At 62.9% G+C, this 25,591-nt stretch carries 25 protein-coding genes and 1 other RNA gene; 14 read left to right on the forward strand and 12 right to left on the reverse strand.

The window, feature by feature from the left end:
• Positions 1-3 precede the first annotated feature (3 nt).
• The 4 genes from Q4G20_RS02005 to Q4G20_RS02020 all read left to right on the forward strand — a co-directional run bounded on the left by Q4G20_RS02005 (position 4) and on the right by Q4G20_RS02020 (position 1,296).
• Positions 4-246: a YdcH family protein gene (locus Q4G20_RS02005; protein ID WP_303341608.1), complete on the forward strand. Its 243-nt coding sequence runs from the start codon at positions 4-6 to the stop codon at positions 244-246.
• Between the two features lie 73 nt (positions 247-319).
• Positions 320-541 (forward strand): hypothetical protein, encoded by a 222-nt coding sequence (locus Q4G20_RS02010; protein WP_303341610.1) that lies wholly within the window; start codon positions 320-322, stop codon positions 539-541.
• Positions 538-738 carry a hypothetical protein gene (locus Q4G20_RS02015; protein ID WP_303341611.1) on the forward strand — a complete coding sequence of 67 codons (201 nt, stop codon included), beginning with the start codon at positions 538-540 and terminating at the stop codon, positions 736-738. The genes Q4G20_RS02010 and Q4G20_RS02015 overlap by 4 nt, the downstream gene beginning before the upstream one ends.
• A gap of 108 nt (positions 739-846) precedes the next feature.
• Positions 847-1,296 (forward strand): Hsp20 family protein, encoded by a 450-nt coding sequence (locus tag Q4G20_RS02020; protein ID WP_303341613.1) that lies wholly within the window; start codon positions 847-849, stop codon positions 1,294-1,296.
• 94 nt (positions 1,297-1,390) lie between these two features.
• On the opposite strand, the gene recR is transcribed toward Q4G20_RS02020, so the two are convergent.
• From recR to Q4G20_RS02035, 3 genes are read right to left on the reverse strand one after another with little or no spacing between them, the layout of a single operon-like run.
• On the reverse strand, positions 1,391-1,993 hold the full coding sequence (gene recR / locus Q4G20_RS02025; RefSeq protein WP_303341615.1) for a recombination mediator RecR: 603 nt from the start codon (positions 1,991-1,993) through the stop codon (positions 1,391-1,393).
• Positions 1,993-2,337: a YbaB/EbfC family nucleoid-associated protein gene (locus tag Q4G20_RS02030; RefSeq protein ID WP_303341617.1), complete on the reverse strand. Its 345-nt coding sequence runs from the start codon at positions 2,335-2,337 to the stop codon at positions 1,993-1,995. Before Q4G20_RS02030 ends, recR begins: the two co-directional genes overlap by 1 nt.
• 3 nt (positions 2,338-2,340) lie before the next feature.
• A complete protein-coding gene (locus tag Q4G20_RS02035) occupies positions 2,341-4,104 on the reverse strand; it encodes a DNA polymerase III subunit gamma/tau (protein ID WP_303341619.1) in 1,764 nt (587 codons plus the stop codon).
• Between the two features lie 403 nt (positions 4,105-4,507).
• On the opposite strand from Q4G20_RS02035, the gene Q4G20_RS02040 reads away from it, so the two are divergent.
• Positions 4,508-4,693 (forward strand): hypothetical protein, encoded by a 186-nt coding sequence (locus Q4G20_RS02040; RefSeq protein WP_303341620.1) that lies wholly within the window; start codon positions 4,508-4,510, stop codon positions 4,691-4,693.
• Between the two features lie 10 nt (positions 4,694-4,703).
• Here Q4G20_RS02040 and ffs read toward each other — a convergent pair.
• Positions 4,704-4,802: signal recognition particle sRNA small type (gene ffs, locus Q4G20_RS02045), an RNA gene on the reverse strand.
• Between the two features lie 38 nt (positions 4,803-4,840).
• On the reverse strand, positions 4,841-6,634 hold the full coding sequence (locus Q4G20_RS02050) for a 5'-nucleotidase C-terminal domain-containing protein (protein WP_303341621.1): 1,794 nt from the start codon (positions 6,632-6,634) through the stop codon (positions 4,841-4,843).
• A gap of 217 nt (positions 6,635-6,851) precedes the next feature.
• Between Q4G20_RS02050 and Q4G20_RS02055 the strand changes: the two genes are divergently transcribed.
• Complete coding sequence (locus Q4G20_RS02055) at positions 6,852-7,307, forward strand: hypothetical protein (protein WP_303341623.1); 456 nt, start codon at positions 6,852-6,854, stop codon at positions 7,305-7,307.
• A gap of 7 nt (positions 7,308-7,314) precedes the next feature.
• Here Q4G20_RS02055 and Q4G20_RS02060 read toward each other — a convergent pair whose 3' ends face one another.
• A complete protein-coding gene (locus Q4G20_RS02060; protein WP_303341624.1) occupies positions 7,315-8,166 on the reverse strand; it encodes a prephenate dehydratase in 852 nt (283 codons plus the stop codon).
• Positions 8,167-8,285: 119 nt separating this feature from the next.
• On the opposite strand from Q4G20_RS02060, the gene Q4G20_RS02065 reads away from it, so the two are divergent.
• The 5 genes from Q4G20_RS02065 to Q4G20_RS02085 all read left to right on the forward strand — a co-directional run bounded on the left by Q4G20_RS02065 (position 8,286) and on the right by Q4G20_RS02085 (position 14,754).
• Positions 8,286-8,804 (forward strand): cytochrome c family protein, encoded by a 519-nt coding sequence (locus tag Q4G20_RS02065; RefSeq protein ID WP_303341625.1) that lies wholly within the window; start codon positions 8,286-8,288, stop codon positions 8,802-8,804.
• A 135-nt stretch (positions 8,805-8,939) separates the two neighbouring features.
• Positions 8,940-10,781, forward strand: coding sequence for an extracellular solute-binding protein (locus Q4G20_RS02070; RefSeq protein WP_303341627.1), 1,842 nt, complete (start codon positions 8,940-8,942; stop codon positions 10,779-10,781).
• 90 nt (positions 10,782-10,871) lie between these two features.
• Positions 10,872-11,948, forward strand: coding sequence for a microcin C ABC transporter permease YejB (locus Q4G20_RS02075; protein ID WP_303341630.1), 1,077 nt, complete (start codon positions 10,872-10,874; stop codon positions 11,946-11,948).
• Positions 11,948-13,051 carry an ABC transporter permease gene (locus Q4G20_RS02080; protein WP_303341632.1) on the forward strand — a complete coding sequence of 368 codons (1,104 nt, stop codon included), beginning with the start codon at positions 11,948-11,950 and terminating at the stop codon, positions 13,049-13,051. Before Q4G20_RS02075 ends, Q4G20_RS02080 begins: the two co-directional genes overlap by 1 nt.
• Positions 13,052-13,125: 74 nt before the next feature.
• The gene (locus tag Q4G20_RS02085; RefSeq protein ID WP_303341899.1) at positions 13,126-14,754 is read left to right on the forward strand and encodes an ABC transporter ATP-binding protein; all 1,629 of its coding nucleotides are present in this window, start codon (positions 13,126-13,128) and stop codon (positions 14,752-14,754) included.
• A gap of 26 nt (positions 14,755-14,780) precedes the next feature.
• Here the strand turns inward: Q4G20_RS02085 and Q4G20_RS02090 are convergent, their stop codons facing one another.
• On the reverse strand, positions 14,781-17,492 hold the full coding sequence (locus Q4G20_RS02090) for a hypothetical protein (RefSeq protein ID WP_303341634.1): 2,712 nt from the start codon (positions 17,490-17,492) through the stop codon (positions 14,781-14,783).
• Between the two features lie 197 nt (positions 17,493-17,689).
• On the opposite strand from Q4G20_RS02090, the gene Q4G20_RS02095 reads away from it, so the two are divergent.
• Positions 17,690-18,400: an SIMPL domain-containing protein gene (locus Q4G20_RS02095; RefSeq protein ID WP_303341636.1), complete on the forward strand. Its 711-nt coding sequence runs from the start codon at positions 17,690-17,692 to the stop codon at positions 18,398-18,400.
• A 187-nt stretch (positions 18,401-18,587) separates the two neighbouring features.
• Here Q4G20_RS02095 and Q4G20_RS02100 read toward each other — a convergent pair whose 3' ends face one another.
• Positions 18,588-19,430: a MoxR family ATPase gene (locus Q4G20_RS02100; protein ID WP_303341638.1), complete on the reverse strand. Its 843-nt coding sequence runs from the start codon at positions 19,428-19,430 to the stop codon at positions 18,588-18,590.
• A gap of 155 nt (positions 19,431-19,585) precedes the next feature.
• On the opposite strand from Q4G20_RS02100, the gene dksA reads away from it, so the two are divergent.
• Entirely contained in the window at positions 19,586-20,008 is a 423-nt protein-coding gene (gene dksA, locus Q4G20_RS02105; RefSeq protein WP_303341640.1) for an RNA polymerase-binding protein DksA, read from the forward strand.
• Positions 20,009-20,511: 503 nt separating this feature from the next.
• Positions 20,512-21,636, forward strand: a complete 1,125-nt coding sequence (locus Q4G20_RS02110) for an FAD-dependent oxidoreductase (protein WP_303341642.1) — start codon at positions 20,512-20,514, stop codon at positions 21,634-21,636.
• A gap of 80 nt (positions 21,637-21,716) precedes the next feature.
• Here Q4G20_RS02110 and glmM read toward each other — a convergent pair whose 3' ends face one another.
• The 4 genes from glmM to Q4G20_RS02130 are packed head-to-tail and all read right to left on the reverse strand — an operon-like array spanning position 21,717 to position 25,500.
• Positions 21,717-23,060, reverse strand: a complete 1,344-nt coding sequence (gene glmM, locus Q4G20_RS02115) for a phosphoglucosamine mutase (RefSeq protein WP_303341644.1) — start codon at positions 23,058-23,060, stop codon at positions 21,717-21,719.
• A 2-nt stretch (positions 23,061-23,062) separates the two neighbouring features.
• The gene (gene folP, locus Q4G20_RS02120; protein ID WP_303341646.1) at positions 23,063-24,031 is read right to left on the reverse strand and encodes a dihydropteroate synthase; all 969 of its coding nucleotides are present in this window, start codon (positions 24,029-24,031) and stop codon (positions 23,063-23,065) included.
• Positions 24,028-24,801, reverse strand: coding sequence for a dihydroneopterin aldolase (locus Q4G20_RS02125; RefSeq protein ID WP_303341648.1), 774 nt, complete (start codon positions 24,799-24,801; stop codon positions 24,028-24,030). The genes folP and Q4G20_RS02125 overlap by 4 nt, the downstream gene beginning before the upstream one ends.
• 45 nt (positions 24,802-24,846) lie before the next feature.
• Positions 24,847-25,500 carry a cell wall hydrolase gene (locus Q4G20_RS02130; protein ID WP_303341650.1) on the reverse strand — a complete coding sequence of 218 codons (654 nt, stop codon included), beginning with the start codon at positions 25,498-25,500 and terminating at the stop codon, positions 24,847-24,849.
• Between the last annotated feature and the right edge of the window lie 91 nt (positions 25,501-25,591).

The following is a 25,591-nucleotide window of genomic DNA, read 5'->3' on the forward strand; positions in this document are numbered from 1 at the left end:
GCCATGGCTACGCCGCACGCAATTCACGAAGAATTCCCCAATGATGCCGACCGCATCCACAATCTGAAAATCTCGAACGCGCATTTCGCCCGTCTGTTGCAGGAATATGACGAAGTGAACGATCAGGTCCACAACGCCGAGGCCCTGATTCACCCCATCAGCGAAGACGCCGAAAAACAGTTGCGCCGTCAGCGCGCGCATCTGAAAGACGAAATCGCGCATATGATGGCCGACAAAAACCTGTAAGGGTCGCGTCGTTTTTTTGTCAGGCTTTGGCGGGTGACCCCGGCAAAGCCTTATTCATGTCGGGGGGGACGGCGTGGCCTTTGTGATGATGCTGGTGGGCGCGACTTTGGCACTGGGCGCCTGGGCGCTGTGGTATGTCGCCACCAATTACGGCTGCGGATTTGGCAGCACTTCGGCGGGTCAATGCGATTGGGTGTGGCTGCGCGAATTGTTTAACGAACCATGGGCCGCGCCGTTCTGGATGGTCTTTATCGTCGGGGTCGTGCTGTTCATCGCGGGATGGCGGCGGGGGTGATCCGGGTTGTGCTGATCGTTTTCGGCGTCGCGATTGCCGGGGTGGCGGTCGCGGGGCAAGCCTGCGCTTTTAGCGGTGTCTATGCAACGTCCGATTCGGTGCTGGCCGTGGCGATGACGCCCGACATCGCGGTGCTGTTCTGGCCGGTGTTCGCCTTGGGCGCGGGATTGGTGATTTGGGGCCTGCGGCGGTCTTGAAATCGCGTTTTCAGTTTACATCTTATGAGGACCGGAGGGCCACAAGGCGCCGGTTCACGCCCGCCCGAATGGGGGGCACACCTGCATCGCTGTTGAAAGGATGTTGCTATGCGAAATCTGGATCTGACCCCGCTTTATCGTGCCTCGGTCGGTTTTGACCGGTTGGCTGATATGATGGATCGCGCCTTGACCGCTGACGTCGCCGCGCCGACCTATCCCCCGTATAATATTGAAAAAACCGGCGATGATGCCTATCGCATCAGCATCGCCGTGGCGGGCTTTGCCGCCGATGATCTGAATGTCGAAATGCGCGACGGGGCCGTGATCGTGTCCGCCCGCAAGGCCGAAGATGATCAATCCCGCACCTATCTGCATCGCGGCATCGCCACCCGCGCGTTCGAACGCAAATTCACGCTGGCCGATCATGTCCGCGTGGATGGGGCCAGCCATATCGACGGGATGCTGCATATCGACCTGATCCGCGAAATCCCCGAGGCGTTGAAACCGCGCCAGATCGCGATTGATAAGGTCGGGACCGTGGGCAAACTGAACGCCTGATTGCGTCCCGCGACCGCGGGGGGCCAGCCCCCCGCACCCCCCGGGATATTTCGACCAAGATGAAAGGGCCGCCCGTTGAGTTGATCGGGCGGCCTTAGAATTGGCGGCGGGCGCGCAGGGCGGCGGTGATCGTGCCGTCGTCCAGATAATCCAGTTCGCCGCCGATGGGGACGCCTTGGGCCAGTCCCGTGACCGTCACGCTGCTGCCGTCCAAGGCGTCGGCGATGTAATGCGCGGTTGTCTGGCCGTCCACCGTGGCGTTCAGGGCAAGGATAACTTCGCGGATGCGGTCGCTGTGGATGCGGGCGATCAGGGCGGGGATGCCCAGATCCTCGGGGCCGATGTCGTCCAGTGCCGACAGCGTGCCGCCCAGAACGTGATAGCGGCCCCGGAACGCGCCGCCGCGTTCCAAGGCCCACAGGTCGGACACATCTTGCACGACGCAGATTTCGCCCGTGGCCCGCGCGGGGTCGGTGCAGATCGCGCATTCGTCGCGGTCGGTGATGTTGCCGCAGGTCAGACATTCGCGCGAATTGACCGCCACCCGGTCCAGCAGCGACGCCAGTTGCGCCATTTGCGCATGGCGTTTGCGGATCAGATGCAGCACCACGCGCCGGGCCGAGCGCGGACCCAGACCGGGCAGCCGCGCCATCAGCGCGATCAGCGCCTGAATGTCGTCGCTGCCCGTGTCCTGCATCAGAACGGCATTTTCATGCCCGCAGGCAAGCCCAAGCCTTCGGTCATTTTCGCCATTTCCGACTGCATTTTTTCATCGGCCAGACGCTGCGCCTCTTTGACGGCGGCGAGGATCAGATCCTCGACCACCTCTTTTTCCGACGGCACAAAGATCGACGGGTCGATGTCCAAGGCGGTCAGTTCGCCCTTGGCGGTGCAGGTCGCGCGCACCAGACCCGCGCCGGATTCGCCGGTGACGGTCAGACGGCCCAGATCCTCTTGCATCTGGCCCATTTTTTCCTGCATGTCTTTGGCGGCTTTCATCATCTTGGCCATATCGCCCAGACCGCCCAAACCTTTCAGCATTGCTTAATCCTCATCTTCAAAGGGATCCCATTCCTCAACTTCGGCGACCGGGCCTTCGGTTCCCTCATGCGGGTTTTCTGATCCTTGGGCCAGAATTTCGATCGAGGGTGGCGGAGCGGCGCGGGTGATGGTTTTGATCTGCGCGCCGGGAAACGCGGCCAGCACCTGTTGCACCATCGGCAGGGTCAGGGCGCGTTCGTGATCGGCCCGTTCCTGCGCCTGACGGGTTTCCGCAATCGTGGGCGCGCCGCCGTCATTCACCACGCTGACGCCCCAGCGGGTATTGGTCCAGCCGCGCAGACGGTCCGACAGACGTTGCGCCAGATCGGCGGGCGCGTCCGAGCGGGGTTCAAATTCAATCCGGCCGGGGCTGTATTTGACCAAGGCCACATGCCGTTCGACCAAGACCAGCAGGGTCATGTCCCGCATCCGGCGGATCAGCTCTACCACCGACCCGAAATCGGGATAGGTGGCGATGATCTGCGGTTCAACCGCCAAGGCAGTGGCCCCGACCGAGACCGGCGCCGTCCGAGCCGCGCGCATCTGCGGACCCGCAGGTGCTGCGCCCTGTATCGCCGGGCCGCGCGCAAATTCGCCCGCCGATTGCGCCTGTTGCACGCGGCGGATCAGCGCATCGGGATCGGGCAGGTCGGCCATATGCGTCAGCCGGATGATCGCCATTTCGGCGGCCATCATGGCGTTTGGCGCGGCTGATACCTCTTCCAACGATTTCAGCAGCATCTGCCACATGCGCGACAGAATCCGCATGGCCAGTTTGTCGCCCAATTCGCGGCCCCGGCGGCGTTCATCGGGCGACACGGTGGGATCATCGGCGGCGTCGGGGGTGATTTTAACGACGGAAATCCAGTGCGTCACCTCGGCCAGATCGCGCAGCACGGCGACGGGATCGGCGCCATCGGCATATTGCATCTGCAATTCGGTCAGCGCCGCTGCGGCATCGCCGCGCATGATCATGTCGAACAGATCAATCACGCGGCCACGATCGGCCAGCCCCAGCATGGCGCGGACCTGTTCGGCATTCGTTTCGCCCGCGCCGTGGCTGATGGCCTGATCCAAGAGGCTGGTGGCGTCACGGGCCGAGCCTTCCGCCGCGCGGGTGATCAGCGCCAGAGCGTCATCGGTGATCTGCGCGCCCTCGGCCCCGGCGATGCGGCGCAGCAGGGCGATCATCACCTCGGGTTCGATGCGGCGCAGGTCGAAACGCTGGCAGCGCGACAGGACCGTCACCGGCACTTTGCGAATTTCGGTGGTGGCAAAGATGAATTTCACATGCGGGGGCGGTTCTTCCAGCGTTTTCAACAGCGCGTTAAAGGCACTGGTGGACAGCATGTGAACTTCGTCGATGATATAGATTTTATACCGCGCCGAGGCCGCACGATAGTGAACCGAATCAATGATTTCGCGGATGTCGTTGACACCGGTTCGGCTGGCGGCGTCCATTTCCAGCACGTCCACATGCCGACCGTCAGTAATGGCGGTGCAATGTTCGCAGCTGCCGCAGGGTTCGGTGGTGGGGCCGCCCTGACCATCGGGACCGATGCAGTTCATCCCCTTGGCGATGATGCGGGCCGTGGTGGTTTTGCCAGTCCCGCGAATCCCCGTCATGATGAAGGCCTGCGCGATACGATCCGCAGCAAAGGCGTTTTTCAGGGTGCGCACCATGGCATCCTGACCCACCAGATCGGCAAAGGTTTCGGGCCGGTATTTGCGGGCCAGAACCTGATATATGTGCGGCGTTTCGGTCATATGGCCCCTTATGTGCCGCGACACTTTAGCCGCGCCAGCCCCGCGCCGCAACGGTGTGTTGGCGATCTTTTGGCGTTTTAATTGGCGTGATCTTCCACGCAATTAATACGAATAAGTGGCATATTTAGATAAAATGCTTTGCAATAACAGTTTTGTGATTTTGGAAATATCGAATACACGAATGTCATGAATAGCATCCTGAGGTAATGCAATGAAATGTTACGTTTTTCTTATCGCGGCTTTGGCGGTTTCTGGTTGCGCAACCATTACACGCGGCACGAATGAAGTGTTGGTGGTGAATTCTACGCCGCAGGGCGCGCAGGTTAAGTTAAGCGACGGTCAAACCTGTCTTAGCACGCCTTGCTCGTTCAAAATGCCCCGCAAATCCGAAGTGAATGTTCTGGTGACCAAAGATCGCTGTGATCATCGTCAGGTGCGCGTCACCAATCGGGTGTCGGGTGGCGGCGGTGCGGCTATGGCCGGGAACCTTGTGCTGGGTGGAATCATCGGGGCCGGTGTCGATGCCGCCAACGGCGCGACGCTGGAACTGATCCCCAACCCGGTTGAAGTGACACTGGACTGTAAATAAAGGGGAAAATGGGTGAGAGGCTGGACAACGACCCAAACGGGACTCGTTACGGCTGCTTCCTTCCGGACCTGACCGGGTTGGCGAGGCGCCTGCCCGCGCCAACCTCTCGCCCTTCAGATAACAATGCGGGGCGCGGGATGCAAGGGGTCACAGGGTCAAACGGTAATGCTGAAACCCGTCGGGCTGCCGCCCCAGATCGTCCAGCGGCACCGGCAACCCGTCGCGATGCGCGGCGCTGTCGGGGCTGGACCGCACCACCACCGAGGTTCCGGGCATAGGGCGGAACAGCCAATGCGCCATTTCGGGCACCGCAATGCGCCGCCGCCGCCGGAAATAGCGGGCCAGCAGGTCGGGCATGGACTCGCCGTCTTCGACGATGATCTGCGCGCGATCCACCAGATCGGCATAAAGGCCATAACGCGCCAGCCGGAATGAATTTGTCGCCACGGCAAATCGCTGGTCGGGGTCGATCTCGGCCCCGTTCCAGCGCAGACCGCGCACGCGCCCCGGCCCGCCGATCCGATCGCCGCTGACCGTGAACTGCGCCGGTTGCGACAGGTCGATGGACCATGTCACGCCCTCGATCACGTCGAAATTATAGGCCGGGAAATCCGTGTCGCAGAGCGGCGAATCAACCGCGCCGGGGGTGATCTGGTGAAACATCCCCGCCGCGCGCTCCAGCCATTCGCGCAGCTGCGCTCCGGTCAGAATCAGCGCGGCAAAGCGATTCGGAAAGCTGTAGAGATCCGCCAGATCGCGATTGGTGATCGCGCCGGGCTGGACATGGGTATAGTGATCCGGCCCGCCACGTCCCCCCGCCCGAAACGGCGCGGCGGCGGACAAAACCGGCAAGCCTGCCCCGGCCGTTCCGCGCAGCGAATGGCGCAGATGCCAGCGTTGTGCCATATTGACCAAGCGCAGCCCGGCATCATGACCCAGCGTGCTGAAAAAGCTGTTCAACGGCGTGGCGCAATGCCCGACGACGCGGGCCAGATCGCGCACGGTCTGGCGATGCGCGGCTTTGGTGATCTGGGTCACGGTGGCGGCGGGGCGCGCGGCCTGCGTCACCGCCACGCAGCGGGCAGATGCGGCGTCAACGCGCAGGCGGCCATCGGGCGACGCGGCAAGGCGCAGATCAATCACCCCCACATGCGACCCGCCATAGCCCGGCATGACCAGCGGCGCCGCGCCCGACGCAACGGTCACATCGCCCGCCGGCGGCAACACCGCGTGACTGTGGCCCGCAATCACGGCGTCAATCTGCGCCATATGCGCCAGCACAGCGGCGGCGTTTTCCATCCGGGGCCGATGCTCGGACGCGCCGATCCCGCTATGGGCCAGGGCGATCACGACATCCGCGCCTTGGTCACGCAGCTGCGGCACAATCTCGCGCGCGGTGTCAATCATGTCGTCGCAATGAATGAACCGCGCCAGATCGCGGTCCCAGTCGGCGGTCTGCGGCGGCGTGAGTCCTATTACTGCAATCTTGACCTCTGGAACGCGGCCATCCGCCACCGGCAGGCGGCGCTTCAGCCACGCCACGCCGCCAAAGCCCGGCCCTTTGGTGACGCGCAAATTCGCCGCCAGCATCGGAAACCGCGCCTGTCCGGCGGCGTGGCGCAGATAGCTGAGGCCATAGTTGAAATCATGATTGCCCAGCGACGCCGCGTCATAGCCCATGACATTCATCGCCTGAATCACCGGGTTTGGGTCTTTGGGGTCCAGTTTTACGCGGCGCAGGATCGCATCGGCTAAGGGCGTGCCTTGCAGAAAATCGCCGTTATCCAGCAACACCGAACCGGGCGCGCCCTGACGCAGGCCCGAAATGACCGTCGCGGCGCGGGCCAGACTGCCAGTGCGCGCAGGCTCACCCCGGAAATAGTCATAGGGCAGCAGGCGCATATGAATATCGGTCGTTGCCAGGATACGGAGAAGGGCCATTCTTTCCAATGGGTTAATGGGTTTGATCGAAAACTGATGAGTGGTAAAATTTTTAATTTTTCATCACTTACCACTGTAAGCCCCCAGAATGAAAGGCGATTCTGGGCTTTTGGCGTATTTTTCCTGTTTTCGTCCGGCGCAGGGCAAACTAAAAGATACGTTAACTTTTCTGTCCTATGCTGAAATGAACAGGCGGGCATTTACTGAGCAGGCTTAGATGAAATTTTCAACACGTATCGACACAGACCTGTCCGCCAATCAGCTGTTTGACGCAACAGCGCGATTCGAACGGATCGAACGGTATCTGACGGCCAATGGCGTGGATGTGCGGCGCATCGACCCCGCGCAAGAGGTGGGCGTTGTGCGTGGCTGGAACCTGACCTTTGATTTTCGCGGTGCGCCGCGTGATGTGCGTCTGGTTCTGACGCGGCATGATCGCCCGCAGCTGATGACCCTGATGGGGCAGGGTGATCTGCTGGATGTGCAGATCGACATTTCGTTTATCGCCCTGTCACGGTCGCGCGCGCGGATGATGTTTGAAATGGACCTGCGCCCCCGTGGCATGAAGGCGCGGCTGATTCTGCAAACCGCCAAGCTGCGCAAAAAGCGGCTGGACAACAAATTTGTCCGCCGCGTGACGGATTTTTCGCGCTTTATGCAGGAAAACCTGTGACCCTGCGTTATTCTGCGACCAATTGCGTTTCGCGCAGGGGATCGGCGGGATAGGTTCCCAGAATTTCCAGCATCGACGTGAAATAACGCAATTCGTCCAAGGCGCGTTTGACATGGGCGTCGTCGGGGTGGCCTTCGATATCGGCATAGAACTGCGTCGCCATGAACACGCCATCCACCATATAGCTTTCCAATTTGGTCATGTTCACGCCATTGGTCGCGAATCCCCCCATGGCCTTATACAGCGCGGCGGGGATGTTGCGGACGCGGAACACGAAACTGGTCAGCATTTTATCGGCGCGGCGCGAATAATCGGGTTCGCGCGACATGATCAGGAATCGGGTGGTGTTGTTCTGGCGATCTTCGATTTCGTTGGCCAGAGCCTCTAACCCATAGATTTCCCCGGCCAGAGGCGCAGCCAAGGCGGCCAGCGACGGATTGCCGCGGGCGGCGACCTCTTTGGCGGAACCGGCGGTGTCGGCGCCGGTGACGGGCTGGATGCCGTGCTGGCGCAGGAAGCCGCGGCATTGGCCCAAAAGGACGGTGTGGCTCATGGCCTGTTGCACGTCGGCCAAGGGCGTGCCGGGGACGGCCAGCAGGCTGATGTGAACGCGCACAAACGACTCATTTATAATGTGCAGACCGGATTCGGGCAGCAAATGATGGATGTCCGCCACCCGGCCATAGGTCGAGTTTTCAACCGGCAGCATCGCCAGATCGGCGTCGCCGGTGCGCACGGCCTCGATCACGTCTTCGAAGGTGGCGCAGGGCATGGCCTGCATATCGGGCCGGGCGGCATGGCAAGCCTGATGGCCATAAGCGCCGATTTCCCCCTGAAACGCGATGCGATGTGTTGTCATAAAAGCAGCCTGTTGGTCCAAAAATTGGCGTTCAGGGGTAACTATACCTTGATCCCGCAAAGCGAAAGCGGATAGATACGCCACCAATTGACGAGCTTACCGAAACGGGGACCGCACGCATGTTCAATACGATGACTGTGACCAAAGCCGCCGGCGCGATTATCGGGTCGCTGCTGTTTCTGATGCTGGTGGGCTGGGCTGCCAGTGGGTTGTATAGCGTGGGCCATGACGGCCATGGCGACGACCACGCCCAGGCTTACACGATTCCCGTCCCGGAAACCGGCGGCGCGGCGGCGGCTGAACCCGAACCCGTCGATGTGGCGGCGCTGATCGCGCAGGCCGATCTGGCGCGCGGGGAACGTGAATGGGCGAAATGCCGGTCGTGCCACCAGCTGAACGGCAATGACGGCGTGGGTCCGCACCTGAACGGCGTCGTGAACCGCGACAAAGCCGCAGTTGCCGGGTTCAACTATTCGTCGGCCGCGCAGAACGCGCCGGGCGAATGGACGCCGGAAAACCTGTTCGGCTTTATCGAAAACCCGCGCGGTTACATGCCCGGCACCACCATGTCGTTCGCCGGTATCCGCGACGCACAGGCGCGCGCCGATCTGATCGCGTTCCTTGAAACGCAAAACTGATCCGGCCACAGCCCGGATGATGCAGAGCGCGGCCCGAGGGTCGCGCTTTTGCATAAGATTTTCATGAAATCGCGCCTTGATTACGCAGGGGCAGGGGCCTAGCCTGACGGGAAAATCAACCCCTAAGGATGCCCGATGCGCCATTTCGTCCTGCTTGCCTGTCTGATCGCCACCCCGGTTCTGGCCCAAGATGAACCGGTGATCCGGGCGCATGGCATTGGTATTTTCGACGAACTGAAATTGCCGGCGGATTTTGCGCATCTGGCCTATGTCAACCCGGACGCGCCCAAGGGCGGGGCGATCTCGCAGGCGATTCCGAACTCGACCGGGTTTGACAATTACAACCCCTTTACGTTTCGCGGACGGGCGGCGGCGCTGTCATCGGCGCCTCTGGAATCGCTGCTGACGGGAACCACGGATGAGGTGGGCGCGGCCTATTGCCTGCTGTGCGAGACGATCGAATATCCCGAAAGCCGCGACTGGGTGATTTTCCATCTGCGCCCACAGGCGCGGTTCAGCGACGGCACCCCGGTCACGGCGCAGGATGTTCTGTTCAGCTATGAAACGCTGCGCGATCAGGGGCTGTCGTCGTTTCGCATGGTGATTGCGCAGATGGTTGCGCAGGCGCAGGTGATCGACGATCACACGATCCGGTTCACCTTTACCCCCGATTATCCGCGCCGCGATGTGATTCAGGCGGTCGGCGGCCTGCCCGTGTTCAGCCGCGCTGATTTCGCAAAAAACAACCGCAATCTGGAAGAAACGTCGAACATCCCCTTTGTCGGGTCGGGGCCGTATGTGTTTGATCAGGCGGATATGAACCGCTTTGTCCAGTTCCGACGCAACCCGGATTATTGGGGCGCGGATCTGCCGATCAATCGCGGGCGGGCCAATTTTGACACGATCCGGTATGAATATTTCGCCGATTACGACGCCGCGTTCGAGGCGTTCAAGGCCGGTCAATACACCTTCCGGCGCGAAGTCAGCAGCATCATCTGGGCGCAGCGTTACGATTTTCCGGCGCTGACAAATGGCTGGGTGAAACGCGAGTCTTTGGATGATGGCGATGTCGCCAATGGTCAGGCTTGGGTTCTGAACCTGCGCCGCCCGAATTGGCAGGATATTCGCGTGCGTCAGGCCGTGGGGCTGATGTTCAATTTCGAATGGTCGAATGAGGCGCTGTTTTACGGCCTCTATGGCCGGGTCGGCAGTTTCTGGGAAAACAGCGATTTGCGGGCGACAGGCGCGCCGGATGCCGCAGAACGGGCGCTGTTGGAACCGCTGGCGGCGGATTTGCCCGATGGCATTTTGACCGAAACCGCAGCGGAACCGCCCGTCAGTGGCGCGCGTCAGTTGGACCGCGCCAATCTGCGCCGCGCGGCGGCTTTGCTGGATGAAGCGGGCTGGACCGTGGGCAGTGACGGGATGCGCCGCAACGCGCAGGGGCAGCCGCTGCGGCTGGAAATCCTGAACGACAACCAAACCTTTGACCGGGTGATTAACCCCTTTGTGGAAAATCTGCGTGCGGCCGGCATTGATGCCCGCAACACGCGTGTGGACAATGCCGAATACGAAAACCGCAAGCGCAGCTTTGATTTCGATATGATTTCGGCGCATCTGGGCCAGTCTCTGATCCCCGGTTCGGGCCTGCAACAATATTTCGGGTCACACAGTGTCGGCGATGTGTTCAACACGATGGGTCTGGCCAATCCGGCAATTGACGCGCTGATTACACAGGTCGAAGGCGCGACGACGCAGGCCGAACTGACCACCCGCGTTCACGCATTGGATCGCGCGCTGCGCAGCCTGTCGTTTTGGGTGCCGCAATGGTATAACCCGCACCATCTGGTCGCCTATTATGACCAATATGGGCGCCCGGATGATGTGCCGCCCTTTGCCTTGGGGGAACTGGATTTCTGGTGGTATGACGCGGCCAAGGGCGACGCCCTGCGCGCGGCGGGCGCGTTGCGGCGCTGATCCCGGCTTGATTTCTGGCGCGCGATTGCGGACAAGGCGCAACCATAACACAGGACCGCTAAGGTCCGGCTGGGGCAAGGGGGCGGGCCGATGGGCGCCTATATCCTGCGGCGTTTGCTGCTGATTATTCCGACCTTGATCGGCATTATGCTGGTCAATTTTACGCTGACGCAATTCGTTCCGGGCGGGCCGATTGAACAAATCGCCGCTCAGATTCAGGGTGAAGGCGATGTGTTCCGCAACATCAGCGGCGGCGGCGATGCGGGCCAGCAACAGGCGCAGAGCGGATACGAAGGCGCGCGCGGACTGCCGCCCGAATTCATCGCGCAGCTGGAAAAGGAATTTGGGTTCGATAAGCCGCCGGTTGAACGGTTCCTGAATATGCTGTGGAACTATGTCCGGTTTGATTTCGGCACGTCATGGTTCCGGTCCATCAGCGTGGTGGATCTGGTGCTGGAAAAGATGCCGGTGTCGATCACGCTGGGGCTGTGGTCCACGATCTTGGCCTATATCATCAGTATTCCGCTGGGGATTCGCAAAGCGATCCGCGACGGGTCGCGCTTTGACAGCGTGACATCGGGCGTCATCATCATGGCCTATGCGATCCCGTCGTTTTTGTTCGCGGTGCTGCTGATGGTGCTTTTCGCGGGGGGCAGTTACTGGCAGATTTTCCCGCTGCGGGGGCTGACCAGCGACAATTTCGCGGACCTGTCGACCTGGGGCAAAATCGTGGATTACGCGTGGCACGCCGCCTTGCCGGTGACCGCCGCGACGATTTCCAGCTTTGCCACGCTGACCCTGCTGACGAAAAACAGCTTTCTGGACGAAATCAACAAACAATATGTCATGACCGCCCGCGCCAAGGGGCTGACCGAACGGCGGGTTCTCTATGGCCATGTGTTCCGCAACGCGATGCTGATTGTGATTGCGGGCTTTCCGGCGATGTTTCTGGGCGTGTTTTTCGGGTCCAGCATCCTGATTGAAACCATCTTTTCGCTGGACGGTCTGGGCCGTCTGGGGTTCGAGGCCGCGGTGCAGCGCGATTACCCCGTCATTTTCGGAACGCTCTATGTGTTTGGGTTAATGAGCCTGGTCGTCGGCATCCTGTCGGATCTGATGTATGTGTTCGTTGATCCGCGCATCGACTTTGACAAAAGGGCGGGCTGATGGCTGTGTCTGAACTGAACCGCCGCCGCTGGCGCAATTTCCGCCGCAATGGCCGCGCGTTTTGGTCGCTGGTGATTTTCGCGGTGTTGTTCGTGATAGCGATGTTTGCGGAGATCGTGGCGAATGACAAACCGATCATGGTGAATTATCGCGGCGATTATTACTTTCCGGCCTATAAATTTTACCCCGAAACCACATTCGGCGGCGATTTCGGGACCGAGGCGATTTATCGCGACCCCGAAGTTCAGTGCCTGATCGTGTCCGGTGGCCGCGATGAATGTTGGGATGCGCCGGATGATTTCATGGCCGCTGTCCGGTCGGGGTCCACGGATGTGGCGGCGGCGGATCGCGGCTGGATGATCTGGCCGGTGATCCCCTATCATTACCGCACGATTAACAATGTCGGCACCGCGCCCAGTGCGCCGGATGCGCGGCATTGGCTGGGGACCGATGACACCGCGCGCGACGTATCGGCGCGGGTGATTTACGGGTTCCGCACCTCGATCCTGTTTACGCTGATTGTGACGGTGGTGGCGTCCACCATCGGCATCACGGCGGGCGCTGTTCAGGGCTATTTCGGGGGGCGCACCGATCTGGTGTTTCAACGCGTGCTGGAAATTTGGGCATCCACGCCGGGGCTGTATGTCATCATCATTCTGTTCGCGATTCTGGGGCGGTCCTTCTGGTTGCTGGTGTTTGTGACGATCCTGTTCGGCTGGCCCGCCTTGGTCGGCGTGGTCCGGGCCGAGTTTCTGCGGGCGCGCAATTTTGAATATGTCCGGGCCGCACGCGCCTTGGGCGTCAGCGACCGCAAAATCATGTTCCGCCACATTCTGCCGAACGCCATGGTGGCGACGTTAACCATGTTGCCGTTTGTCGTGACCGGCACGATCAGCGGCTTGGCGGCCTTGGATTATCTGGGCTATGGCCTGCCGGCGGGCTCGGCCAGTTTGGGCGAAATGGCGTTGCAGGCGAAACAAAACCTTCAGGCGCCGTGGCTGGCCTTTACCGCCTTTTTCACCTTTGCGATCATGCTGTCGCTGCTCGTGTTCATTTTCGAAGGCATCCGCGACGCATTCGACCCGCGAAAGACGTTCAAATGACCCAGCCACATCTGGATCCGACCCCGCCTTTTCCCGGCGCAACCCCCGGCGTGATGGAAGATCACGGCGGCGATATGCCCGGCGGCGCGGATGCGCGCCCTATCCCGGCCCCGCCGTCTGACGCGGTGCTGGCCGTGCGCGATCTGCGCATCAGTTTCCGAAACGAAGGCCGCGTGACCCCTGCCGTTCGCGGCGTCAGCTTCCATATCGGGCGCGGCGAAACCGTGGCTTTGGTCGGGGAATCGGGGTCCGGTAAATCCATCACTGCGCTGTCCACCGTGCAATTGCTGGGCGATTCCGCGATTGTCGAAGGCTCGGTTCAGTATGACGGGCGCGAAATGGTCGGCGCGCCGGAACGCGATTTGCGCGCCATTCGCGGCAACGACATCAGCTTTATTTTTCAGGAACCGATGACCTCGCTGAATCCGCTGCACACGCTGGAACGGCAGTTATCCGAAAGCCTTGCCCTGCATCAGAACCTGACCGGAGCGGCGGCGCGCGGGCGGATCATCGAATTGCTGACCCGAGTTGGCATCCGCGACCCGGAAACGCGGCTGGCCGATTATCCGCACCAATTGTCGGGCGGCCAGCGTCAGCGGGTGATGATCGCCATGGCCTTGGCCAACCGGCCCGACCTGCTGATCGCGGATGAACCGACGACCGCGCTTGACGTGACGATTCAAGCGCAAATCCTTGATCTGTTGGCAGAATTAAAGGCCGCTGAAGGGTTGTCGATGCTGTTTATCAGCCACGATCTGGGCATCGTGCGCCGCATTGCCGACCGCGTGTGCGTGATGAAGGATGGTGAGATTGTCGAACAGGGGCCGGTGGATCAGATCTTTGCCAATCCGCAGCATCCCTATACCCAGATGCTGCTGGCGGCAGAGCCTACCGGCACGGCGGGACCGGTTCCCGAAAACGCCCCGGTTCTGGTCGAAACCCGCGATCTGAAGGTGTGGTTTCCCATTCAGCGCGGCTTGCTGCGCCGGGTGGTGGGGCATGTCAAGGCCGTGAATGGCGCGTCGGTCGCGGTGCGTGCGGGCGAAACGCTGGGCATTGTGGGCGAATCGGGCAGCGGCAAAACCACGCTGGCCTTGGCGATCATGCGCCTGATCCACAGCGACGGCCCCATCGTATTTATGGGACAGGATATTTCCGGCTGGGGCAGCAAACAGCTGCGCCGCCTGCGTCGCGATATGCAAATCGTGTTCCAGGATCCGTTCGGCAGCCTGTCGCCCCGCATGACCGTGGAACAAATCATTGCCGAAGGCTTGGGTGTTCACGGCGTCGAACCCGGTCGCGACCGCCGCGACATGGTGGCCGAAATCATGGCCGAGGTTGGCCTCAACCCCGACATGATGCACCGCTATCCGCATGAATTTTCCGGCGGCCAGCGTCAGCGCATCGCGATTGCTCGCGCCATGATCCTGCGCCCGCAGGTGGTGGTGCTGGATGAACCGACCAGTGCTTTGGATATGACGGTTCAGGTGCAGATCGTCGATCTGCTGCGCGGGTTGCAGGCGAAATACGGGCTGGCCTTTTTGTTCATCAGCCACGATCTGCGCGTGGTGCGCGCCATGGCGCATCAGATCATGGTGATGCGCGCGGGGCAGGTGATTGAACAAGGCCCCGCCGCGCAGATTTTCGACGCGCCGCAGGATGATTACACCCGCGATCTGCTGGCGGCTGCTGCGGTGAAATAGGCGGCGCGGGCGTTTTTCGGGGGGCGTTACTGCCCGCCCAGCACCCCTAACGCATGGGCGCGGCCACCTTTGTTATAGATAATCCGGCTGTCTTTGATTTCCGTGATGCGCCCGCCATTGATCTGATCCCCGATCCGCAGCGTCAGGATGCGGCCATTCGACAACCGGACCAAAGCGCGGCTGGCCTGACCCGCGCCAATTGTGCCGATGATCTGGGTGCTGTTCAGGCGGATGCCGTCTTTGACCGTCGCGGATGCGGCGGCGCTGCCGATGGCCGATTGCGGCACGGCGGCAACCAGTTCGGGTTCAGCCTCGGCCTCGGGGGGGCGGTATTGCTGATTGCGGGCCGAGGCGGCGCGTTGTTGGGTGGCGGCGGTTGCGGCGGCGGCAACCGGCACGGCACTGGCGGCAATCGCATTGACAGGCGCGGTTGCGGGGACCGAGGCGCGCGCGCTGCGGCGCGGCGGAACCGCCGACGAGGTCAGCGCCGCCAACGGCACCGCGCCCGGCTTTGCGGGACTGTCCGCGACCGCCTGCGCAATGGCCGTTTCAACCGCATTGGCGGACAGGCTGGCATTCCCAGCGGCGGGGCTGGATGCGGCGCTGCGGTTTGCCGGTTTGGCGCGCGGGCGCGGCGATTGGGCCACGGTGCCGGAGGCACGCGGCGCAGGCGTCGCCGTTTGATCCGGCGCGGGGGCGGTTGCTGCGGCGCGGATGGCCCCGCGCGGGGCGGGGCGATTGCTGGTGGCCGATTGGGTTTGCGCGGGCGCGCTGACCGCCGATTGCGACGGTGCCGCGACCGAGACCGGACGCCGCGCAGGTCGCGCATCGGCCAGCTGGAACACCAAGGCGCGTTCGGCCTGCGTCATGCCAGACGGCCCGACTTGCGCGGTGCGCAGATCGCGCAATTGCTGTTCCAGAGTACGACGTTCGGCGGCGGTCAGAACAACTGGCGCGTCGGCTTCGATCTGACTGCCCTGTTCCAGACTGGACAGATTTGCCGGACGGGCAGGCGGGCGCGCGCCGGTTGCGGCAGGCTGGGGCGCGGCGGGCGGCGTTGCTGCGGGGGCAGGTTCCGATGCCGGCGCAGGTGTCGGGGCGGGGGTCGCTGCCGCAGGGCGCGAGGCGGGACGCGCCGCCGGACGGGCAGGACTGACTCGCGGCGGTTCGGCCGCGCTGCGTTGTTCAAAGGGCTGCGGATTTGGCGGCGTGGCCGGTGTGACATCCGGCGTTGCGGGCGGCGCCGCAGGCGCGGGGCTGGTGCGCGGCGGACGGGCCGAACGGCTCAGCGAAGGCGCAGCCGAGGGCGACAATGCCTGATCCAGGGCATCACGCAGCGGATCAGCCTGCGCTTCAGGCGCTGCCGGGCGCGGAGTTGCGGGCGCAGCGGGCGGGCGGGTCGCGCTGACCGAAGGCGTCGGCGCGGCCACCGGCGTGCTGTCCTGAACCGGCTCCGGCGTATCCGGGCGCGGTACGGGCGGTGTTTCGGTGGTCACAGATTCGGGCAAGGTTTCCGCCGCCGGATCGTCGCTGGCAGGCGGCGTTTCCTGCGCCACAGCGTCATCACGCGGCGCGGCTGGGGGAATGACACTCTCGGTCAGGGGGGCTGCGGGCGCGGGGGGGGGGTCCACAGTGGGTTCAGGCGCGGGTTCGGGCGTGACCTCGGCCACAGGTTCCGGCTGCGGTTCGGGTTCGACGATAGGTTCGGCCACCGGCTCCGGTTCCGCGACGACCGGCGTTTCCACCACCGGCGCGGGTTCCGGTTCCGCCACAGTTTCGACCGCCGTTTCGACCGGGGCAGGGGCCTGTTCCGTCGCGGCCACCTGCTGCCCTGTGTCGCGGCCAAAGATCCACATGGCCAGCATCAACCCGACCAACAGCAGTGCGATCATCACCGGCAGGCGCGTGAAATCCACTTTTGAAAGCCGCGACAAGGCCGATGTTTTTTCAACAACATCATCTGGCTGGGCGCGATTCACGCGACCTTCGGCGGCGCGTTGATGGATGGCGGCGGCGCGCGGCGACAAGCGTTTTTCCGAGGCCTGACCGTGACGGATCACCGCCGGGGCCGCAACGGGCGCAACCGGCACGGGTTTCGGCGCAGGGGCCGGGACAACATGCGGCGTAATGCGCGACACAACCGGGCCGGCATCATCGCTGTGATCGTCAATCGTGGCGGCGGTCACGCGCGCCTGCGACAGATCGGGTTCGCTGAACGGGCGGCGCGGCGCGCTGTCCTGCGCCAGAACGCTGGGGCCGAAGTCGGGCTGGCCGTCAAAGCGATCATCATTCGGGCGGGCCTGAAACCCCGACGCCCGGAACCCTTGGGCGCGGGCGAAATCTTCGGCCTCTTGCAGGGTTTTGCGGGCGACGGCGGCCACGCGCAGGGTTTCAATGTCACCATTCGCGGACGGACACCAATCAAAGGCCAGCTCATCCGCGCGGTAGGGCGTCATCCCCTCAAGCGCGCGACCCACCGCCGTGGCCGTGTCCGACCCCACCGGCACGGTCAACAGGGTATACAGAATCTGATCATCCGGGATCACCAGAACGGTGTCCAGATCGCCCATATGCCCCCCCGCCGAATCGCGCAGGCTGTTGAGACGCCCGGCAATATCGCCCGCGTCAAAATCGGCTGCCCCCAGCAGTTGCCAATCCAACCCGTCGCGTCGTTCCAGCAACACGGCATCCTGGGTAAAGCTCATGGCGAATTCGGCGGCCGGGGCGTGCTGATTCATGGGTGTCACTGCTCTTATTTTATTATTCGCGCGCGTTTTGGCGTCACGATTGGGGTTTTGTTTTTCATACCTCAATTTCTTGTGTGATGAAAGCGGCACTGGCGTATCTGTGAACTGATTCCGGTTAAGATATCGCTAAGATCGGGGGCATCTGCGATCATTTTTTCGTAGACCGGATAAGGATGAAAGGAACGGCCATGATGCGACAGATTTTGATGGGGGGCGCGGCAGTTGCGCTGATGGCGGGGGCGGCATCGGCCTGCGGTCCGTCGCGCCTGACCGTATCGGGGCAGGCCGAGCTGCGCATCGCCCCCGATATGGCGGTGATTGATCTGGGCGTCAGCAGTCAGGCCGCAAACGCGGCCGATGCGATGCACCAGACATCAGACCTGCAAAGCGCGGTGATCAAGGCGCTGAATGATGGTGGGGTTGATGACGCCAATATCCAGACATCCGGCCTGACGCTGAACCCGGTCATGACGTATCAAGACGGACAGGCGCCCAAGGTCACCGGCTATCAGGCGGTGAATCGCGTGTCGGTGCGGGTGGTGGATCTGGAAAGGCTGGGTCCGGTGATTGATGCGGTGGTGACGGCAGGCGCCAATGAAATCAACGGCATCAGCTTTGTGCGCGATGACAGCGCCGACAGTCTGGATCAGGCGCGCGCCGATGCTGTGGCGGATGCGCGGCGCAAGGCTATGGTGCTGGCGCAGGCGGCGGGCGTTGAGTTGGGGCCGGTCATCAGTCTGCGCGAATCCAGCTATGGTGGCGGGCCGCAGCCGATGATGATGCGGCAAATGGCCATGGATGCGACCGCCGCGCCGGTGCAGGCGGGGCAATTGTCGCTGACCGCGCAGGTCGATATGGAATATGCGCTGACCGGCGACGGCGCGTGTTCTGCAAACTGACCTGCGCAACGCATTAATAAGGGGGGCGTAATGCCCCCTTAAGCTGATGCGCGGGCCGCCCCTTTCATCTTGGCCCAAATATCCCGGGGGGTGAGACGGATCAGGAAAAGGTCCAGTGGACCTTTTCCCCGTCGAACGCACGCCTTGTGGGGCGGGCAAGGGGGGCTGGCCCCCCACTCAACAGCGATTACCGCCCCTGACGCCGCGCCATAAAGGCCAGCCGTTCGAACAACGCCACATCCTGTTCGTTTTTCAACAACGCACCATGCAGTTTCGGCAGCATCGAACCGGGATCGCGTTTCAAATCCTCGGGCTGCAAATCCTCGGCCAGGATCAGTTTCAGCCAGTCCAGCAATTCGCTGGTCGATGGCTTTTTCTTCAGCCCTTGCGTGTCGCGCAACTCAAAGAATTGGGTCAGTGCCGTTTCCAGCAGGCGCGGCTTTAGCCCCGGATAATGGACCGACACGATCTGCTTCAGTGTTTCGGCATCAGGAAAACGGATATAGTGGAAAAAGCACCGGCGCAAAAACGCATCGGGCAATTCCTTTTCGTTGTTTGACGTGATGATGACGACGGGGCGGTGTTCGGCGCGGATGGTCTGGCCGGTTTCGTAAACGTGAAACTCCATCCGGTCCAGTTCTTGCAGCAGGTCGTTCGGAAATTCGATGTCGGCCTTGTCGATTTCGTCGATCAGCAAGACGACCTTTTGCGGCGCGGCAAAGGCCTGCCACAACTTGCCCTGCCGGATATAGTTCGCGACATCGTGAACACGTTCATCGCCCAGCTGGCTGTCGCGCAACCGGCTGACGGCATCGTATTCATACAGGCCCTGCTGCGCCTTTGTGGTGGATTTGACGTGCCATTCGATCATCGGCAGGCCCAGACTGCTGGCCACCTGACGGGCCAGTTCGGTTTTGCCGGTTCCCGGTTCCCCCTTGACTAATAAGGGTCTTTCCAGCGTCACAGCCGCATTGACCGCCACGGCCAGATCGGGAGGGGCGACATAACGGTCAGTGCTGGTGAATTGCATCGTCATTTCCTTGTGTCAGAATGGTCTGCGTTTTCGTCATGTGCTGCAAACGCGAAATTAGCGGTCTTTGGCCTAGTGACAAGGGCGGTTTCATACTTTAAGGGGGCGCGCAAGGTGCCGGAGTTTCTGACACGCCGGCCACGCCGGAGGATGTAATGAAAGCCCAGACCTTTTTGCCACAGGATTACCGCCCGGCCGAGGATGAGCCGTTCATGAATGACCGGCAGCAGGAATATTTCCGCCGCAAGCTGGAAGCGTGGAAACAGGAATTGCTGGATCAGTCTGCCGAAACGCTGGAGGGGTTGCAGGACAGCGCCCGCGCCGTCCCCGATCTGGCCGACCGCGCCAGCGAAGAAACTGACCGCGCCTTGGAACTGCGCACGCGCGACCGTCAGCGGAAATTGGTCAGCAAAATCGACGCCGCCCTGCGCCGGATTGCCAGCGGTGAATTCGGCTATTGCGAATCGACCGGCGAACAAATCAGCCTGAAACGTCTGGACGCCCGCCCGATCGCGACCATGACGCTCGAAGCGCAGGAACGCCACGAACGCAAGGAACGCGTCCACCGCGACGACTGACCGCCGGCGACTGGCGCGGTTTTCGGGCTGATTTTTCTGCGACCATTGCGATTATGCGTGGGGTCTCGATCCCCTTTGCCGTTGGGTGTGCCGTAATCGGTGGGGATGATCGTTGTGCCCGCATTGGCCGCGCCGATCATGTCGCGGCGGCGTCCCGAACGTATCTTTGTCGCCGCCATCAGGGCCATGATCCCAGCGGGTATGCGGTCGCCCCGGATGGGTGCAGGTTTCGGCGGGGGCGGCCTTAGCGCTGTCCCCTTTGGGCGCATTTTCCAAAGAAAACGGCTGGACTGACTGCACCACCCTACCATAGCCGCCTTGGGGCCGTTTGGTGGCGCGGTTGTGATTGCTCTGCTCTGGGTGGCGTGACATCGGTTTTCGCGGCTGGCGGTGATGCGGCATCGCAGGTCAAACGCCGCCATCGGCACACCGGGGCAGAGGGCTTGAATATCGGGATGCGTGCGGGCTTTATATCGGCCAGCCCTTTATCCCAAGGATCGCCCATGCCCGCATTACAGAACCGCCCCGTCACGATCATCGGCGCCGGTATCGGAGGGCTGACGGCGGCCATTGCTTTGGCGCAGCGCGGCGCGCAGGTCACGGTTCTGGAACGCGCCCCCGAACTGACGGATGTCGGCGCGGGCATCCAGCTGTCCCCCAATGCGATGCGGGTGCTGGACCGGCTGGGCCTGCATGACGCCGTGGCGGCGGTGTCGCTGCGCAGTCAGGCGGTGCAACTGCACGACCAGAACGGCGCGCCTCTGCTGCGCATGGACCTGATCCGGCACCGCCCGAATGACGATTTCCGCCTGATCCACCGCGCCCGCCTGATAAATGTGCTGGCCCAAGCCGCCCACAACGCAGGCGTCATCATCCACCTGAACCACAACGTGACCACCCCGCCCGACGCCCCGCTGGTGATCGGCGCGGACGGGCTGCACAGCCGCATCCGCCCGGAACTGAACGGCACGGCAGCGCCGTTTTTCACCGGCCAAACCGCATGGCGCGCGCTGATCCCCGATGATGACGCGGCACCTCAGGCGCAGGTGTTCACCGGACCGGGGCGGCATCTGGTCAGCTATCCGCTGGCCCCCGGACTACGCAATATCGTGGCGGTGATGGAACGCCCCGATTGGCAGGCCGAAGGCTGGTCGCATCTGGATGATCCGGTCAATCTGCGCACGGCCTTTGCGGGCTTTGGCGGGCCGGTGCCGGGCTGGCTGGACCGGGTGGACCTGCTGCATATCTGGGGCCTGTTCCGCCACCCGGTCGCCCCGGTCTGGCAGGATGGGCGCATGGCGATCCTTGGCGACGCCGCGCATCCGACGCTGCCTTTTATGGCTCAAGGCGCGGTGATGGCGATCGAAGACGCCTGGACCCTCGCCGCCTGTCTCGACGCAGACACGGACCAGACCACGGCGCTCGCCCGCTATCAAACCGCGCGCCTGCCACGCACAACGCAGATCGTGGCCGCCGCAAACGCCAATGCGCGGAATTACCACCTGACCGGCCCCCGAAAAACCGCTGGTCACGCGGCCCTGCGCCTGATCAACAAAATCGCGCCGCAACAGATGCTGACGCGATTTAATTGGATCTACGATTACAACCCGGTCACCCAATATCCCTGACCGCAATTATCTTCTGTGCATAAATATCCTCGGGGGTCCGGGGGCAGACAGCCCCTGGCGCTCTCCACGCGCACAACCGCTCAGGCGGCGCGCTCGACCGCCGCGACGATGCTGTCCACCACCTCGCGCAGGGTGGCTTCATCTTCGGCCTCGGCCATGACGCGGATCAGAGGCTCGGTGCCGGATTTGCGGATCAGCACGCGGCCGGTGCCGACCAGCCGGGCCTCGGCGTCCGCAATTGCCTGTTTCACCGCATCCGCGCCCAAGGGATCAGCCCCGGCGGAATAGCGCACGTTTTTCAGCAATTGCGGCACGGCATCAAACATCGTCACCAGATCCGACGCCTGACGCCCGGTTTCGGCCATAGCGGCCAGAACCTGCATCCCCGCAACCAACCCGTCGCCGGTGGTGGCATAATCGGTCATGACGATATGCCCCGACTGTTCCCCGCCCAGATTGTAACCGCCTGACCGCATCCGTTCCACGACATAGCGGTCGCCAACCCCGGTGCGCTCCAGCCGCAGCCCGCGCCCGGTCAGGAAATTTTCCAGCCCCAGATTCGACATGACCGTGGCGACCAAAGCACCACCCGCCAACCGCCCCTGATCGGCCCAGCGGCTGGCCAACAGCGCCATGATCTGATCGCCGTCGGCGACATGGCCCTTTTGATCGACGATCACCACCCGGTCGGCGTCCCCATCCAGCGAGATTCCCAAATCCGCCCGATGCGCCAGAACGGCGGCGGCGCAGGCATCGGGGTGGGTGCTGCCGACTTTGTCGTTGATGTTGTGGCCATTGGGTTCAACGCCCAGCGGGATCACCTCGGCCCCCAATTCCCACAAAACTTCGGGCGCGGCGCGATAAGCGGCACCGTTGGCGCAATCCAAAACCACGCGCAGCCCGTCCAGCCGCAGCCCCTGCGGAAAGGTGGTCTTGGCATATTCCATATACCGACCGCGCCCGTCGTCGATCCGCTTGGCGCGGCCGATATTGTGCGGCTGCGCGGGATCAACGCCGTTTTCCAGCAGGGATTCGATTTCGGCCTCGGCCTCATCCGACAGCTTGAACCCATCGGGGCCAAAGAACTTAATCCCGTTGTCATGGGCGTGGTTGTGGCTGGCGGAAATCATGATGCCCAGATCGGCGCGCATCGAACGGGTCAGGAACCCAACCCCCGGCGTCGGCACCGGACCCAGCAGCAGCACATTCATGCCGGTGCTGGTCAGCCCCGCCGTCAGCGCGTTTTCCAGCATATAGCCCGACAGCCGCGTGTCCTTTCCAATCACGACACGATGCCCGTTTTTGCCGTCGCGCCGGAAATAGCGGCCCGCCGCCGCCCCCAGCCGCAGCGCCATATCCGCGGTCATCGGATAGCTGTTGGCGCGCCCTCGCACGCCATCGGTGCCAAACAGTTTTCTGGTCATGATCAGGTCTCGACTATATGAAGTGCAGCCCACAGTTTCAGGGCTTGGCTGTGGTCGATTATGTCATGAACGCGGTGGATGTGCACCCCCTGCGCGACGGCAGCCAGCGTGACGGCCAGCGTGCCGGGAACGCGATCGCCGGGTTCATCCGCCTCGCCAATCGCGCCGATAAACCGTTTGCGCGACACGCCCAGCAGGATAGAGCAGCCCAGGGCGTGAAACAGCGACAGCCGCCGCAGAATGGCAATGTTATGCGCCTGCGTTTTGCCAAATCCGATGCCGGGATCAATCACAATCCGGTCGCGCGGGATGCCTGCCGCGACGGCGCGGGCCACGCGCGCCGACAGCGCGTCATACACATCCAGCAACACGTCGTCATAGTGCGGGTTGTCCTGCATGGTGGCGGGGATGCCTTGGGCGTGCATCAAGCAGACGGGAACGCCCGCCGCCGCGACCGTCGCGGCCATATCGGGGTCAAAGTCGAACCCCGACACGTCATTCACCATCCCTGCGCCCGCCCGAATGGCGGCCTGCGCGACCGATGCTTTGCGCGTGTCCACCGACACAGGCGCGTCCCGCAGCGCGGTAATTGCCGGAGTGATGCGGGCGATTTCGTCGTCTGCGGGAACCTCGGCCGCGCCGGGGCGGGTCGATTCGCCGCCGATGTCCAGAACATCGGCACCATCCGCCAGCAGCCGCCGCGCCTGCGTCGCCGGGTCATAGCGGCCCCCGTCGGAAAAGCTGTCGGGCGTGGCGTTCACAATCCCCATCAGGCGCGGGCGGTCCATCGACAGCCCCAGAACCGGCGCGCGGGGCGTGGTCAGCGCGGCCATCACCGCGTCCGGGGCGTGGTCCACGATGACGGGCGCTTTGCCCCGGCGCAAATGTTCCAGCCGGTCAAACCGCACCCATCCCCCGGCCAGTTGCCAGCGGCCCTGTTCGGACGGGATGGGACGGAAATAATCCATCACACGCGCCCGATGGTCGCGCGCAATCCCGGCGGCGCGTCGGGCAGGGTGTCGGTCGCGAAATCAATGTGCTGCGCATCCAACCGCTGCGCCAGCCAGAACGCGACGGTGGCGGGAGTCGCGCCAGCCTCGGGCGCGTCGGCGCACAGACGGGTGGGCGCCCAGATCGTCGGATGCGCGGAATGAATGGCGGCGTCCAGTTCGGTGCGGGTTTCCGACACGTCCACGCCCAATTGCCCGGCCAGCGACCACGCCGCCTGATCCAATGCCAGCAGCGTAATCCGCCGCTGATCCCCGCCCGATGGCAGGGGCAGGGCAGGCGCGTCCGGCACGATCACCACGGCCCCCGGCGGCACAGCCACATCGCGGCCCCAGACCAGCACCCGAACCGGCGCGTCAACACCCGTGACCTGCACCCGGCCCGCGTCACGCAGAATCGACACGCCAAGCGCCCCCGGCCCCCGGTCCAGCTTTTCCACGGTCACAGCGATGCGTGCGGCGCGGGGATGGGCCAAGACCTCGGCCGCGATTTTTTCGGCCAGCGTTTCCACCAGATTATAGCGTTGATCGGCCAGCGCTGTATCGACCGCCTGCGTCAGCACGTCATAAGACAGGATCCGGTCCACATGATCGTCAGCACCGGCCACGCTGTCGCGCAGATCAACCGTCAGGTTAAACCGCAGCCGCTGATCGCGGCCACGTTCAGATTGGAATGCGCCGATCTCGGCCGAAATAACGTGATCGCGCAGAAAAATGCGGTCTGGCTGTTCCATACCGCCATTCATCCGAAAACGGGGCCGTGGGCAAGCCCCCGCAGGTCAGTTCGCGGCGACGCGCTGATGCGGACGGTAAAAGATATGACGGCCAATCTGCACCGTGCGTTGAAAACGGTTCGACCATGCCGGGCGCACGGCGGGGGTGTGGAAATAGGTCGCGCCCCCGGTCAATTCACGCGGAGCGCCCGACAGCGCGTTTTCCGCAACCTGACGCGCCACACGAACGGCGGTCTGGTTCCGCATCGGTTTCGTCCCGCCAATGGTATAGCTGAACTGACGCGGCTGGTTAATCACACCGCAGACGGTGGACGGAAAACGGCGGTCATCGACGCGGTTCAGGATCACCTCGGCCACGGCGGCTTGGCCGACGCGACCTTCGCCGCGGGCTTCGTGATACAGCGCCTCGGTCATGCAATCCAGATCGGCCTGGCTATAGGCGCGGCTGGTGCGGGCCAGTTGAACCTGTTCGGCCATCACCTCGGGCGTGGCTTTGACGCGGATGCGAGGCGCGGCGGAGAACAAGAGCGGCGTGGCCTGCGACTGCACCATGGGCGAGGCACCGGCGGCGCCCATCATCCCCTGACCGGCGCCGAACAGCGACCCGTTCCCACCGGCAACCGCCGTTTCGGCGGTGATAATCAAACTGATGGCGGCACAAAACGCGAATCGGGCCAGCCGGAAAGAAAACACTTGCATAATCGTTCCTATATCCCCAACCCATTAACGGGCCGTAAAAGCCGGGCCGCAAAATGACGCAGCACAGCCGTTGTTGGCGTGGGTGATAGGA

Source organism: Paracoccus sp. (in: a-proteobacteria), from assembly GCF_030538495.1.
GTDB lineage: Bacteria > Pseudomonadota > Alphaproteobacteria > Rhodobacterales > Rhodobacteraceae > Paracoccus.

What these genes read in the sequence shown, in the direction of transcription:
- Q4G20_RS02005 (WP_303341608.1), top strand. Translation starts at nt 4, where the DNA reads ATGGCTACGCCGCACGCAATTCACGAAGAATTCCCCAATGATGCCGAC.
- Q4G20_RS02020 (WP_303341613.1), top strand. Translation starts at nt 847, where the DNA reads ATGCGAAATCTGGATCTGACCCCGCTTTATCGTGCCTCGGTCGGTTTT.
- recR (WP_303341615.1), bottom strand. Translation starts at nt 1,993, where the DNA reads ATGCAGGACACGGGCAGCGACGACATTCAGGCGCTGATCGCGCTGATG.
- Q4G20_RS02030 (WP_303341617.1), bottom strand. Translation starts at nt 2,337, where the DNA reads ATGCTGAAAGGTTTGGGCGGTCTGGGCGATATGGCCAAGATGATGAAA.
- Q4G20_RS02035 (WP_303341619.1), bottom strand. Translation starts at nt 4,104, where the DNA reads ATGACCGAAACGCCGCACATATATCAGGTTCTGGCCCGCAAATACCGG.
- Q4G20_RS02050 (WP_303341621.1), bottom strand. Translation starts at nt 6,634, where the DNA reads ATGGCCCTTCTCCGTATCCTGGCAACGACCGATATTCATATGCGCCTG.
- Q4G20_RS02055 (WP_303341623.1), top strand. Translation starts at nt 6,852, where the DNA reads ATGAAATTTTCAACACGTATCGACACAGACCTGTCCGCCAATCAGCTG.
- Q4G20_RS02060 (WP_303341624.1), bottom strand. Translation starts at nt 8,166, where the DNA reads ATGACAACACATCGCATCGCGTTTCAGGGGGAAATCGGCGCTTATGGC.
- Q4G20_RS02065 (WP_303341625.1), top strand. Translation starts at nt 8,286, where the DNA reads ATGTTCAATACGATGACTGTGACCAAAGCCGCCGGCGCGATTATCGGG.
- Q4G20_RS02070 (WP_303341627.1), top strand. Translation starts at nt 8,940, where the DNA reads ATGCGCCATTTCGTCCTGCTTGCCTGTCTGATCGCCACCCCGGTTCTG.
- Q4G20_RS02075 (WP_303341630.1), top strand. Translation starts at nt 10,872, where the DNA reads ATGGGCGCCTATATCCTGCGGCGTTTGCTGCTGATTATTCCGACCTTG.
- Q4G20_RS02080 (WP_303341632.1), top strand. Translation starts at nt 11,948, where the DNA reads ATGGCTGTGTCTGAACTGAACCGCCGCCGCTGGCGCAATTTCCGCCGC.
- Q4G20_RS02085 (WP_303341899.1), top strand. Translation starts at nt 13,126, where the DNA reads ATGCCCGGCGGCGCGGATGCGCGCCCTATCCCGGCCCCGCCGTCTGAC.
- Q4G20_RS02090 (WP_303341634.1), bottom strand. Translation starts at nt 17,492, where the DNA reads ATGAATCAGCACGCCCCGGCCGCCGAATTCGCCATGAGCTTTACCCAG.
- Q4G20_RS02095 (WP_303341636.1), top strand. Translation starts at nt 17,690, where the DNA reads ATGATGCGACAGATTTTGATGGGGGGCGCGGCAGTTGCGCTGATGGCG.
- Q4G20_RS02100 (WP_303341638.1), bottom strand. Translation starts at nt 19,430, where the DNA reads ATGCAATTCACCAGCACTGACCGTTATGTCGCCCCTCCCGATCTGGCC.
- dksA (WP_303341640.1), top strand. Translation starts at nt 19,586, where the DNA reads ATGAAAGCCCAGACCTTTTTGCCACAGGATTACCGCCCGGCCGAGGAT.
- Q4G20_RS02110 (WP_303341642.1), top strand. Translation starts at nt 20,512, where the DNA reads ATGCCCGCATTACAGAACCGCCCCGTCACGATCATCGGCGCCGGTATC.
- glmM (WP_303341644.1), bottom strand. Translation starts at nt 23,060, where the DNA reads ATGACCAGAAAACTGTTTGGCACCGATGGCGTGCGAGGGCGCGCCAAC.
- Q4G20_RS02125 (WP_303341648.1), bottom strand. Translation starts at nt 24,801, where the DNA reads ATGGAACAGCCAGACCGCATTTTTCTGCGCGATCACGTTATTTCGGCC.
- Q4G20_RS02130 (WP_303341650.1), bottom strand. Translation starts at nt 25,500, where the DNA reads ATGCAAGTGTTTTCTTTCCGGCTGGCCCGATTCGCGTTTTGTGCCGCC.